This window comes from Mesorhizobium sp. WSM4815 (assembly GCF_055811575.1).
Genome location: NZ_JBVVQS010000057.1, coordinates 1 through 12,521, shown reverse-complemented (window position 1 = coordinate 12,521; position 12,521 = coordinate 1). Strand labels below are relative to the sequence as shown.

At 59.4% G+C, this 12,521-nt stretch carries 5 protein-coding genes and 6 pseudogenes; 7 read left to right on the top strand and 4 right to left on the bottom strand.

The window, feature by feature from the left end; genetic code table 11:
• Positions 1–215: 215 nt before the first annotated feature.
• From AC0L2B_RS00380 to gabT, 6 genes and pseudogenes are all read left to right on the top strand, one after another.
• Entirely contained in the window at positions 216–923 is a 708-nt protein-coding gene (locus AC0L2B_RS00380) for a GNAT family N-acetyltransferase (RefSeq protein ID WP_473743661.1), read from the top strand.
• Positions 866–1,540 (top strand): annotated as a pseudogene (locus AC0L2B_RS00375) (D-alanine--D-alanine ligase family protein); the annotation flags it as partial. The gene AC0L2B_RS00380 and the pseudogene AC0L2B_RS00375, both read left to right, overlap by 58 nt.
• A gap of 63 nt (positions 1,541–1,603) precedes the next feature.
• Positions 1,604–2,365, top strand: a pseudogene (locus AC0L2B_RS00370) (IS256 family transposase); the annotation flags it as partial.
• A 116-nt stretch (positions 2,366–2,481) separates the two neighbouring features.
• Positions 2,482–3,512: pseudogene (locus tag AC0L2B_RS00365) on the top strand (IS110 family RNA-guided transposase).
• Positions 3,513–4,330: 818 nt separating this feature from the next.
• Positions 4,331–5,038 carry a class I SAM-dependent DNA methyltransferase gene (locus tag AC0L2B_RS00360; RefSeq protein ID WP_473743660.1) on the top strand — a complete coding sequence of 236 codons (708 nt, stop codon included), beginning with the start codon at positions 4,331–4,333 and terminating at the stop codon, positions 5,036–5,038.
• A 51-nt stretch (positions 5,039–5,089) separates the two neighbouring features.
• On the top strand, positions 5,090–6,394 hold the full coding sequence (gene gabT / locus AC0L2B_RS00355; protein WP_473743658.1) for a 4-aminobutyrate--2-oxoglutarate transaminase: 1,305 nt from the start codon (positions 5,090–5,092) through the stop codon (positions 6,392–6,394).
• Between the two features lie 80 nt (positions 6,395–6,474).
• Here gabT and AC0L2B_RS00350 read toward each other — a convergent pair whose 3' ends face one another.
• From AC0L2B_RS00350 to AC0L2B_RS00335, 4 genes and pseudogenes are all read right to left on the bottom strand, one after another.
• Positions 6,475–7,275 carry a gamma-glutamyl-gamma-aminobutyrate hydrolase family protein gene (locus tag AC0L2B_RS00350; protein ID WP_473743657.1) on the bottom strand — a complete coding sequence of 267 codons (801 nt, stop codon included), beginning with the start codon at positions 7,273–7,275 and terminating at the stop codon, positions 6,475–6,477.
• Positions 7,276–7,547: 272 nt separating this feature from the next.
• A complete protein-coding gene (locus AC0L2B_RS00345) occupies positions 7,548–9,683 on the bottom strand; it encodes a S9 family peptidase (protein WP_473743656.1) in 2,136 nt (711 codons plus the stop codon).
• A gap of 760 nt (positions 9,684–10,443) precedes the next feature.
• A pseudogene (locus AC0L2B_RS00340) lies at positions 10,444–10,727 on the bottom strand (IS110 family transposase); the annotation flags it as partial.
• A 76-nt stretch (positions 10,728–10,803) separates the two neighbouring features.
• Positions 10,804–11,252, bottom strand: a pseudogene (locus AC0L2B_RS00335) (transposase); the annotation flags it as partial.
• Between the two features lie 68 nt (positions 11,253–11,320).
• Between AC0L2B_RS00335 and AC0L2B_RS00330 the strand changes: the two are divergent.
• Positions 11,321–12,149 (top strand): annotated as a pseudogene (locus AC0L2B_RS00330) (transposase); the annotation flags it as partial.
• Positions 12,150–12,521 lie beyond the last annotated feature (372 nt).

Below are 12,521 nucleotides of genomic sequence, written 5' to 3'. Positions count from 1 at the left end.
TCATCGCAGTTTCAACCAGCCGTGCTGGAACAGAGGCAATACTTCAGCGTGCCGCCGGCTCAGTCAATTGGTCGATCGCCCGCCCCCGAGGCTGGCGAACAAGAGCGCTAGGGGGTCACAAGCAGGTGACGTCCTGTAAGATTGATGGGTGCCGTGCTAATGTATTTATAAGTCGCACTCACGCAAAGATCTAGAAACCTCGATTAGTTTGACTGATGAGGCTGACCACAAACCGTCTAACATTACGGCCTTGGGAGGACAAAGACCTTAGCCCGATGGCAAGAATTTACGGTGATCCGCACGTCAGACGGTTCTCTCCCAAAGTACTGACGGCCAAGGAAGCGAATGTGAAGATCGGCCTTGCGATTGAGCGCGCCAAGACCAACGGGTTTCATTTTCAGGCGGCGGAGCTAAGGGAGACCGGCGAGCTTATTGGTCTGATCGGGCTCGGCGTCGTGTGCGAGGCGGTGCAGGCCGCAATTCCTAGGCAACCGCGCGTTGAAATCGGATGGGTGCTCGCAAAGGAGCACTGGGGTAAAGGACTCGCGCCGGAAGGCGCGCGGGCATGGCTCGACTACGCTTGGTCAATCGGTCTGCCTGAGGTCGCCGCCTGCACGGCCAGGGAGAACGCGCCGAGCCAAAAAGTCATGCAGAAGATCGGCATGACCTACGATCCAAAGGGCGATTACGAAAACCCGACGTTCGCCGAGTCATTGGTTGCGGCCGGGCGTGGTCTACGGGAAACGGAACCCGTTGTTGTATGGATGAGAATGGCGAGCGGACTGCGGGGTGAGATTGCGATTGTCAGCTGCACTGGTACGTACCGTGGCGAGCGGGTGAGGCAATCTGGCCAACGCCTTGCTCAATGGACCGACGGATACATCCTGTTGGGCGGCGCCGTGCGGGTGGTGCCATTAACGTAGGCCGGTTCTGGTCGACTAAACACTTAGAGCCTTGCCCCGGCAAGTTCGGCTGTGAGACGAGCAAAAGCGTGGCGGCGGCACTGCAAGAGGGCGGGCACGAGACGCTGCTGTGCGAAGGCGATAAGGGACTTCTCGTGACGCTCCAGCGATTCATGCCACCTGAGTCCCAAGGCTGCCCCTCGGGAATCGTTTTCAACATGGCATACGGAATTCAGGGCGAGTGCCGTCTCACCCACGTCCCGGCCATGCTCGAGATGGCCGGCGTTCCGTACACCGGATCGGGCCCGCTCGGGCATGGGCTGGCGCTCGACAAGGTTATCACAAAGCAGCTCATCCGCGACCATGGCGTGCCGACGCCCCGTTTTCGTGTGATGCGTCGCGGCGCGCAAAGTACTGGCGAGCTGCAATTCCCATTGGTCGTGAAGCCGCGCCACGAATCCGACAGCTGCGGAGTGCAACTTGTACATGAACCCGCTCAGTTAAGGCAGGCTGTAGAAGTGATCGTCACGCAATATGCCCAGGATGCGCTCGTGGAAGAGTATATCGAAGGGAGAGAGATCTGCGTCGCGCTGCTGGGAAACGAAGACCCCGAAATCCTGCCTCTGGTGGAGCAGGACTTCGGCGATCGCGAAACCCGCATTGTGACTCGGGAAGCAAAGCACATGGCAGCCGCGCCGCCGCTGAAAGCGTTTGCCGAGCGCCCGCTTCAAGAGCCTTTTGCCTACCTCATCCTCGATGCTCGCTACGAGAAGGTGCGCGAAGCCGGCATCGTCATGAGCCAGGCGGTGCTGATCGCGGTTGGCATCGACTGGGACGGCCGGCGTCAGATCCTGGCCGTGGAGATGGCCAATCGCGAGAGCCGCTCGGCCTGGAGGGACTTTCTCGTCGGCTTGAAGGCGCGCGGCCTCAAGGGCGTCGAGCTGGTCGTGTCTGACGATCATGCCGGCCTGGTCGCGGCGATCGGCGAGGTGATCCCGGAGGCGGCATGGCAGCGCTGCTACGTGCACTTCCTCAGGAACGCGCTCGATCACCTGCCGAGAAAGCATGGCGACGATTGCCTGCAGGAACTGCGCTGGCTCTACGACCGGCGCGATCTCGCCGAGGCCAAGGCCGATCTCGCCGCATGGCTTTCCAAATGGTCGGCCCGCTACCCACGACTGACGACATGGGTGGAGGAGACCATCGAGTACACGCTGACCTTCTTTCGTCTGCCACGCCAGCACCACAAGCATCTCAAGAGCACCAACATGCTTGAACGGCTCAACGAGGAAATCCGACGGCGCACCTATGTCGTGCGCATCTTTCCAAACTCACAGAGCTGCCTGCGCCTCGTCAGGGCGCTGGCCGTCGAAACCAACGAAAACTTGATGGAGGCCAACCGCTACATCAACATGGACGACCTGCGCGAGCACAAGAAGCTCGCTCTGCGCCAAGCCGCATGACCAGCACCATGGCCGCCCCTTTTTTGCTGATGGGGTGGATGCCAGCCTTCTCCGACGGCATCGCAATGTGCCAAAGTTTGTGGTGTTAGCGCCACGCAAAGGAGAGGCAGGCATCCATGGAAAAGGTTACCATCATTGGGATCGATCTGGCAAAGAACGTCCATCAGCTGCACGGGGCGGCAGCTGATGGATCGGTTGTGTTCCGCAAGAAGCTGTCGCGCCTGCAGTTTTGCAAGTTCATGGCGAGTCAACCGGCATGTGTCGTGGCGATGGAAGCGTGCGGCAGCTCCCACTACTGGGCCCGTCAGATGGCTCGGCTTGGCCATGAGCCAAGACTGATTGCCCCGGCCTATGTCAAACCGTTCGTCAAGCGGCAGAAGAACGACGTCGCAGATGCGGAGGCGATCGTCGAAGCAGCGCAACGACCGACAATGCGCTTTGTCGAACCGAAGACCAAGCAGCAGCAGTCCCGGGCTATCGTGTTTCGCACCAGAGAGCAGTTCGTGAATCAGAGAACCGAATTGGTGAATGCGCTGCGCGCGCACCTCTATGAGTTCGGTTATGTTGCTCCGCAAGGCATCGGCCACCTGCCACGTTTGGCAGAGATCGTCGAGGACGAGAGCGCAGACCTGCCGGATCTGGTCCGTGACATCTGCAGCGCTCTCCTTGACCAGATCGACCAGTTGAGCAGCCGGCTCGCGGCATTGAAGAAGACGATCGACACGCTGTCCAAGCAAGCTGCAACATCTCGGCGCTTGCAGACCATGCCCGGTGTCGGCCCTATCGCTGCCCTTGCCATTGAAACCTTTGCGTGCCGCCGATGGAAGCCTTCAAGTGCGGTCGCGATTTCGCCGCCTGGCTCGGGCTGGTCCCTCGGCAGAAGTCGAGCGGCGGCAAGCAACGACTAGGGAAAGTATCGAAGATGGGCCAGCGCGATATTCGGCGGTTGCTCATCATCGGCGCCATGGCTGTGGTTCGATGGGCGTCTCGGAGGCGCGCGCCCGACGGTTCCTGGCTTGCCCGCTTGATGTTGAAGAAACCGCGCATGCTGGTGGCAATCGCGCTGGCCAACAAGATGGCGCGTGGCATCTGGGCCATGCTGACGAAACAGGAGGACTACCGGAATCCGGCGACGGTGCCTGCGTGATTTGCAACAACGCACCTGAGACCGGGACGTCGGAGATGTGAGGAAGGCATGAACTGCATGGGCAAATGATCGATCAGATCGGGGTCAGGAAAACCAGAGTCAAGTTGAGAGCCCACGCAAGCTCGCTTTGCTGATTTGGACCTGATCCGCGCATCACCATACCGGCCCGCGGCACATGGAACGGCCGCAAATCAAGGCCTGACACATGACCGCACTCGATCACATGTCCAATGCTTCAGGTTCCTCCTTGCAAAATGGCTGGCATCCACACAAGAACTTGACGCACACAACCGTGCCGGACGGCCAAGTGCTGGCCAGGCAACGCCGAGTCACCGACTGGTCGACACTGTGCTACGTCTATCTTGGTTGCGCGGCAGGCGGCCGATCTACTGCACCGGATAACCGCCTAAGCAGGACTTAACCAGAGCGGCTGCGGCATTGGACCTGCGCCCGCGGGATTCCACTTACAGACAGTTTCACTGGGCAACCCTGCGGTGTGCGGGGAAAGGGGGGCGCCTACCGTTGGGGCTGTCTGCGACGTCACCGATAATGGTCTCATGGGACGGCATCCGAACATTCCGCCACTTTTGTCGGGCGAATTGAGAACAGGGGGGCGAATTGCCTCACTTCGCTTGACAACTTTGTCTGTTTCGCGACACCGGCTTGTTTAGCCAATCCTTATTTGCCTCGGCCAAATAGCTGGAAACAATCACATAAATGTCTCTTCGCCTGGTTCGGCCCAACTGGCACGAGTTTTGAAACCCTTGTTCCGAGACGGCAGCACGCATGACCATCTGCCCCAATAGGAAGGAACTGTTATGACCCCTGTCGATCGGCACACGGCGCTCGAGCAAGCCGCACGAGCACGCATCAAGGATTCCCACACTCTCGACAGTGACGCGGGTCGTCTGGCCCATTTCTATCGCGGATGGGCCAGTTCCTACGAGTTGGATGTCTGCCGCGACGAGTACTGCGGGCCGATGATCGTGGCGGAACTGGCGGGTGTCGTGCAGACGGCCTTTTTGGCCAGGCAGCGAAATGGCATCGCAATCCTGGACGCCGGCTGCGGAACAGGTCTCGTCGGCGTGGAACTGGAACGCTTGGGCTTCCGGGTGATCGACGGGATCGACCTCTCCGAGGAGATGGCTGAAAAGGCCCGCCAAACCCGCGCCTACCGCCATGTCCAAGGCGATGTCGACCTTAACGGGCCGCTCTCCGATTACTCCAGCGCGAGCTACGACATCACGGTCTGCTGCGGCGTCTTCACGCTCGGGCATGTCCGACCGGCGGGGCTGCGCGAACTGGCCCGCCTCACGCGCCCAAACGGGTTCATCATCGCAAGCACCCGCAAGAGCTACGCGGAGACCACATCCTTTAATGACGAGGTGGGGCGTCTGCAGGATGCGGGCGTCCTTGTGCCGGCACACCGTCTAAATGACGGCAGATATACCGCCGAGGAGGACGCGCACTACTGGGTTTTCCAGGTGATCGAGAAGGCCAGCGCACCAACGGAGGAGCGGCCGTGACCGCGCTACCGCAAAACTGGCAAGGCGTGTAACGAAGGAGTGTATGGCAGCATGATGGCACGATCGAGCGCGGAACTCCAGGCGAGACGTGAGAGCGCGCTGCCGCGGGGCGTTGCATGTGCGTTTCCGATATGCGCGGAACGCGCCCAAGGCGCTGAGATTTGGGACATAGAGGGTCGCCGATACATAGATTTCATCGGCGGTATGGGCGCGCTTGCGGTCGGACATTCGCATCCGCAGGTCGTTTGTGCGGTTAGAACCCAGCTCCAGCGGTTCACCCATACCTTCTTCGGCAGCATTCCCTACGATGGCTATGTGCGGCTCGCTGAACGGCTTAACGCGATTGCTCCGTTCCGTACCCCGGCGAAAACCCTGCTTGTCACCACTGGCGCAGAAGCGGTGGAGAACGCAGTAAAGATCGCTCGTTCCCACTCGGGTCGAAGGGGTATCGTCGTCTTCAGCGGCGGTTTTCACGGACGCACGCTACTGACCCTTGCGATGACCTCACAGCTCGATCCGTACAAACTCGGATTCGGCCCCTTCCCCACTGATGTCTACCATGCGCCATTTCCTTCGGGCTATCGAGGCCCGAGCGACGATGAGGCCCTTCAAGCGCTGCGAGATCTGTTCGAGACGCAGATCGAGCCCGACCAAATTGCCGCGATGGTGATCGAGCCGGTCCAGGGTGAGGGTGGATTCCTGCCGGCGCCGCCCCAGTTCATGCGGGGTCTGCGTGCTTTGTGCGACGCTCACGGCATCGTCCTGATCGCGGATGAAGTCCAGTCCGGCTTCGCTCGCACCGGCCGGGTTTTCGCCGTCGAGCATTCAGGCGTGGAACCAGATCTTGTTGCGCTGGGAAAAAGTTTCGGTGGCGGGCTCCCAATCGCAGCTGTCATCGGCAAGGCAGCCATCATGGACGCCGTGCCGCCGGGCGGACTCGGAGGGACGTATGCAGGAAATCCCCTTGCATGCGCAGCCGCACTCGCAGCCCTGAACGTGCTTGAGGAGGAGAACTTGGTTGCCCGTAGTATGGAAATTGGCGAGCGCCTCACCACTAGCCTCCGCTCCCTCAACCGGCGGGCCAATTCATCAATTATCGGCGAGGTGCGCGGTCTGGGCGCGATGATCGGCATTGAACTCGTAGAAGATGCAATCTCCCAGCGCCCGGCGACAGCGCTGACCGCGAGGCTCGTGGAAGACGCCGCGATGCACGGTCTTCTGCTCGCCTCGGCCGGACGCGCACATAACGTCATACGTGTCCTTGCGCCGCTAACAGTATCGAACGAGATCATTGACGAAGCCTTGGCGATTTTCGACGAATCGCTGGGGCGGGTGGTCGCGCTTCGAACTATCTGATCCCAACGAGATGCTGTTCCCCTCGTGTCTCGGAAAACGGAGCCTCTACGGCGCCCGCACGCTATGGCCCGACCAGAAAGTCACTCAGTTCTAACTGCACAGACGCTGGACGGAACAAGCGTTCGCTCTCTGGCGTGACGTCGCACATTCTCTCCGAACACATGGAAAACTCGTGCGGATGCGTCATCTGACTTGACCCAATACTCGGGATGCCATTGCACTCCGAGCGCGAAAGCCAGTGAGTCGCGCGCCGATACTGCCTCTATGGTCCCGTCTTCCGCAGTTGCCTCGACTTGAAGCCTTGTGCTCATTCGCTTTACAGCTTGGCGGTGAAGCGAATTTACCTTAAATCCTCTCGGCCCAAGCATGCTCGCGAGGCACCCGGCGGGCTCAATGGCAACGGCATGCCGGATAGCGAACCACTCGTCCCAGCTGCCGCTTTCTGGCGCCCGATGGTCAAGTGAGCCGGGGCGCTCCTGGATTTCTGTCGCTAGCGACCCACCGAGCGCTACATTCATTTCCTGCATACCTCGGCAAATTGCAAGCAACGGAACTCCGCAGTCGATTGCCTTGCGGATCAAAGGTATTGTAGTTGCGTCGCGTGCATGGTCATATGGGCCGTTCGCATCACTGACGTCGCCGTCATAAAGTGCGGGGTGGACGTTCGAATCAGAGCCGGTGATCATCACACCGTCGACACCGGCGAGAAGTTCGTCGAAGTCGAGCCGGTCGCCAAGGGAAGGAATGAGAACCGGAAATACGCCAGCTGTCTCAAGGGCCGCTTCGAGATATCGCTGCTGCACAGCGTGCCAGCAGGCATCGTCGAACTGGCGAACATCTGTTGAGACTGCGACGAGCGGCTGATTGGCCTTCCTATTCATCCTTCATCTTTCCTGGATTAGGAACCGACCTTGGAAGATGGTCAGCATTGTTGAAAGTAAAAGAGCGCTTAGCGGTAAAGGCGGTCGAACATTTCTGTAACAGCGTCGAAGCAGTGGGCGTATCTTTGTGTTCTGCTTCAGGAGCGCAATCTCTGCCCCACTATTTCCTCAATACCGCTCCACGCGGCGTGGCGTCCCAGCTGATCGTCGATAGCAACACGAAAAAAAACCGGTCAGCTAGTACGAAGGAGTTGGGATCGAGCCCGTGCAGCTCAGGCCTCCGGAACGTTTACATCCCTTGGTGGTTCAGCACCCAATAGGTGCATCACAAAGTAGTCCCACTTGCGCTTCGTCACATACCCATTAGTTGCGATGGTCGAATGATCCAAGTCTGGAAGGATCAGCATATCAAAATTTCGATTGGCTTTCGCAAGTGCGCCCGCCATCAGTATCGTGTGCAACGGGTGACAGTCATCGTCGGCATCTCCTGCCACAAGCAGGAGGCGCCCCTCTATCGTAGCCGCAAGAGAATAATTCAACTGCGCGTGGTAAGACTCGGGAAGTTTAGAAGCGAGCCCAAACCAGCGGTCATGGCTGAAATAGTACGCGTAATTGTCGTTACATGGGGCTATTGCCACGCCCACCTTGAAAACGTCAGGACGCTGGGCCATCAGCCGTATAGTGTAGTAGCCGCCCCAACTGTGCCCGTATATCCCGACTCGTTCCGGATCTAGAAAATCATATTTCGAAGCGAGTTGCTTGACGGCGGCCGCATGATCCGCCGCGACGACATCCGCTGACCCAAAGTTCGGCCCCCACGTAGCGTCCCTAGCGGCACGGTCGAGCAGCGGTGTTCCGCGGGCGTCTAGCACGAAAACGGCAAAACCGAGCTGCGCCACGGCCATGGCGGCGCCTGCGCCTTCGCCCGGGAACCGGACAGGCGCATAACACGCCTGCGGCCCGCCGTAAATCGAATCGATGATTGGGAGCTGGCCGCGACCGTTCTTCGGCGGCGGCAGGTACAGCGTGCCGTTTAGAGCTGTCTTGCCATCTGCAGCCGTGACGCTGAAACGCTGCGGCGCGACCCACCCGCGGTCCAGTATGGGCTGCGGGTCGGTTCGCCAAAGCTCCGATCTGAGGGCCCCCTCGCTCTCCCTAAGCAGAGCCGAGGGAGCCTGAGACAATGTCGAGTAAACGTCCACGAAGCAGCCCAGGTCAGGCGAGAGGTGAACCTGGTGGTCCGCGTTCTCTGGCGTCAATAGGACAGGGTGACCGCCTTCGAGGGAGACACTATAGAAGTGCCACAGGTAGGGATCACGCCCCGGCTCTCGACCGGTAGCGGAGAAGAACACAAGTCGGTTCTGCGGATCGACTGCTGCTAGATCGACGACTGACCAAGAACCCGAAGTCAGCTGCCGCACGAGCTTACCAGTCCGCACATCGTACAGGTATAGATGAGCTCTGCCATCCCGCTCCGAAAGTACGACAAGCTGGCCGCCGTCTACCGGCGCGAGTATCTTTGCGGTAGTGTGGCGGAAGGGCCGCCGTGGCTTGTCCCCACAATCAACCAGAACGACGTCAGAATCTCCGGTCTCTGGCTCCACACGATAAACCGTCAGGGCCGTGAGATCGCGCGACTCTACTCCGACGAACAGATGCCGGCCGTCGTCCGTCCAAACTATCTCACCAGCTACTGGAGTGCCATAGACCAAGGGCAGTGAAGGGACTTGCAGGCCACGCACCGTGTGCGTCTGGCGATCTATTAAAACGAGCTTGGCGGTGGGTATGTCCGTGTCGCTGGCAAGGGCGTAGCGAAATGAATGTGTTTCTGGTATTCGACGTCCCAACGTATCCGGATCCGACCCGATTACGTATGGGAGAGATCGAAGTCCCCGCTGGTCCACGCGGACGCTGACGAAGTAGCGCGAGTCAGGCGACCATGCGCCGACAACTGGTTGAATCTGGCACTGTCGCCATCGCGTCAACTGCTTGAATCCGTGATCAGCCATGACGCCATAGGCAACTTCGTAGGTGCCATCGTGCGTCAATCGATGACGCGAGCCCGAATGCGTGTCGAGCATCGTCAAGTCATAGCCGTGCTTCAAAATCTGGACGGCGCCGTCCGGCGACGTGGCTCGATCCACCTCCGACTTGGCTTTCAGCTCTCGCAAGGCGACGGATTCTCGAAACTCAAGTCTTTTGCCATCTTCCACGCTAAACACGCCTAATATTTCAGATCCCGATTCTGCCACAAGCCGATCCGAACCCAGCCAATGAAAATTTGGGAATGCGTCCCTGACCACAGACTGCACCGGACATGCGAGCCCAATCGCTCGCTTGTAGCGCGCCGACAGATCTGCGGAGGTAGGTGCCTGAGGGCGCAGCATTCCATGCTTCATTGTTTCCATGCCTTGTATGCTGCGATGCCGTGCATCTCAGATTTCATCTGCACTCACTCGATATTGTGCCCCTACGTCCAAGTACCTTGGAGCGTCGCATCAGCAGCACGCAGCCGTTAAATTGGATGAGCGTCACTCGATAGTTACCAATCCGCTTCAGGACGGCAACGCGAATAAAAGTCAACCGGCAGACCAGTTTTTTTCGCGCTCTTCCTGCATAAGCAAGACGCTTGAGTCTGATCAGTGAATGTGACAATCCGCAGGACAGTCGTGTGAAGTACCATAGGCTCCAAGATCACTTGCTTAATCGCAAAATTTAGGAGCACATCCACACTGCCGGAGAAAGAATTGTGAGATTGGCTGAAACGGCACGCATAGCCTTATATTGGCCCGGCTCCGCAAACCAGTGGCGACCTCATTCAGGGGGATCGTCGGAATTGACCTGGGGCGCCGTTGCACACGAGTAGCGTGCGACATGGTAGTCGCGCGCTCCGAGAGGCCCTGCCGACCGGCAGTCGCCGCAGCCAGAGGTGCGGCTGGGGAGGGCAGGTAGATGTACATCTTCACGGCTTCTAGCTGTGGGCCGAGACAGCGATGTCTATTCCCGTGTTCCCGGCCAGAGTCGCTCTGCGTTCAGCCTCTGGTTTTCCTGACCTCGATCTGATCGATGCGACCGCACTTGAAAGCCCCCCATCGGTGCCGCAAAGGTTTCAAATGGCAAGGGCCGACACCGGGCATACTTTTGCAAGCACCGAGATGTTGCAGCTTGCTTGGACAGCGTGTCGCGCAACGCGTTCACCAGTTCGGTTCGCTGATTCACGAACTGCTCTCTGGTGCGAAACACGATAGCCCGGCACTGCTGCTCCTTGGTCTTTGGTTAGACAAAGCGCGTTGTCGATCGTTGCGCTGCTTCGACGATCGCCTCCGCATCTGCGAGGTCGTTCTTCTGCCGCTTGACAAACGGTTTGACGTAGGCGAGGCAATCAGCCTTGGCTCATGGCCAAGCCGAGCCATCTGAATGGCCCAGTGGTGGGAGCTGCAGCAAAAATCGAGTGGCATTCAGCGATGACGTTGGCGTGTCCGCCGCGCAGCCCCCGTGTCGCCGCGGGGCGAACATTGCGGCCGCGTTTCAGGCGGCCAATGCCCTCAGGCTCTCCTTCTTGTGCTCGCGCAGATGATCCATGTTGAGGTAGCGGGTCGCCTCGAGCCAGTTCTCGTGGATCTACACCGCCAATGCCCGAACCAGCCGCAAACAGCTCTGCGGGTTGGGGAAGATGCGAACGACCAGGGTGCGCCGGTTGATCTCCTGGTTCAGCCGCTCCAGCATGTTCGTCGACTTCATGTGCTTGTGATGGGCAAGCGGCAGCCGATAGAAGCTCAGCGTCTCCTCGATGTTGTTCTCCACCCAATCCACCAGCTTCGGGTATTTGGCCTGCGATTTGGCGATCCCTGCGCCAGGTCGCGCTTGACCTCGGCCAGGTCGCGCCGGTCATAGAACCATCTGAGCTCCATCAGGCAGTCGTCATCGACCTTGCACGGCACATAGTAGTCAAGCGCGTTTCTGAGGAAGTGCACGTAGGGGCTGTTGAAGAAGTATCCTCATACAGATTCAATTGGGAAGTCATTTATTCTCTGGAGTATTCGCGATGCTGGGACGCAAGGAGCTCGATCATCTTGAGCTCTTCATGACTGGCTCGCTGCGGCATCTTGTTCCTGATGGTCATATTCTCGCGCGAGTCGATCGTGTGCTGGATCTGTCCTGGGTGCGTGACGAGGTGGCGAAGCTCTACGGCACCGAGAATGCCCGCCTGGGCATTGATCCTGAGGTTGCGGTTCGCTTCCCGATCACTCTTCCCCGACACGCGTCCGCCAGCGCTGGGGCGAGGCACGCTTTCGCCGGATCTATGAGCGCACAGGGCAGGCCTGCATCGAGGCCAAGATCGCCAAGGGCGAGATCGTCCACGTCGATGCTGCGCTGATCCGAGCCGACGTAAGCTGGGACAGCTTGGCGGTTCGCGAGGTCGAGGCGGTGAGCGCTGCGAACGAGGAGGCGGAAGCGGCGGCAAGGAAGAGCCGCAAGACCGGCAAGTTCAAGAAGATTTGCTTAACCGACCCGGATGCCACTTGGCGACAAGCGCCCGTAATCGCCCAGTTGAGTCGGCCTACAAGCAGCATGCTGTGGTCGATGATCTGCGCGGCGTGGTTCTCGACGTCATGGTGACCACCGGCGAGATCAACGAGGGGCAGATGATCGTGGAGCGGATTGACGCCGCTGTGAAGGCGACGGACTTATCCGTCCAAACTGTCTCTGCCGATGCCGCTTCGTATGCGAAAGTGTTCGCCGCTTTCGAGCTCCGCGGCATCGACGCCTTGATCCCCGCCAAGACGGAGCCGATCCGCAGCCCGGTCCCGTTGCGTCGCTTCCGTTACGATGCCAAGCACGACATCCTAAACTGTCTTCGAGGCAAGATCCTGCGCGCGGTGGCGCGCGCGGTCAGCTCATAGTACCTGGTACTGCAGGATTGCGGTGATCGGCAAGTCAGAATCATGCAAGTCCACCTCGGTTCGAGGAGCATGTGGATTCCTGGGAGGCAGGAACGCAAGGTGATGGAATGCAAAGTGTGCCCACCGGCATCATAAGCTGCTTGCCGAAGCCTCCCCCAGCCGCATGCCGGTTTCTGTCCCGTGCGTGTCGGCAACCATCACATCTTGCGGGGCGCGACCTGCAGGCCGCCGACTATTCCTGTTTCGATAGGGTCGGAAACGGTGAGATCGACCAATTGACTGAGCCGGCGGCACGCTGAAGTATTGCCTCTGTTCCAGCACGGCTGGTTGAAACTGCGATGA

Excerpts from the sequence above, each read along its gene's own strand:
- AC0L2B_RS00345 (WP_473743656.1), bottom strand. The coding sequence starts at position 9,683 with ATGGAAACAATGAAGCATGGAATGCTGCGCCCTCAGGCACCTACCTCC.
- gabT (WP_473743658.1), top strand. The coding sequence starts at position 5,090 with ATGATGGCACGATCGAGCGCGGAACTCCAGGCGAGACGTGAGAGCGCG.
- AC0L2B_RS00380 (WP_473743661.1), top strand. The coding sequence starts at position 216 with ATGAGGCTGACCACAAACCGTCTAACATTACGGCCTTGGGAGGACAAA.
- AC0L2B_RS00360 (WP_473743660.1), top strand. The coding sequence starts at position 4,331 with ATGACCCCTGTCGATCGGCACACGGCGCTCGAGCAAGCCGCACGAGCA.
- AC0L2B_RS00350 (WP_473743657.1), bottom strand. The coding sequence starts at position 7,275 with ATGAATAGGAAGGCCAATCAGCCGCTCGTCGCAGTCTCAACAGATGTT.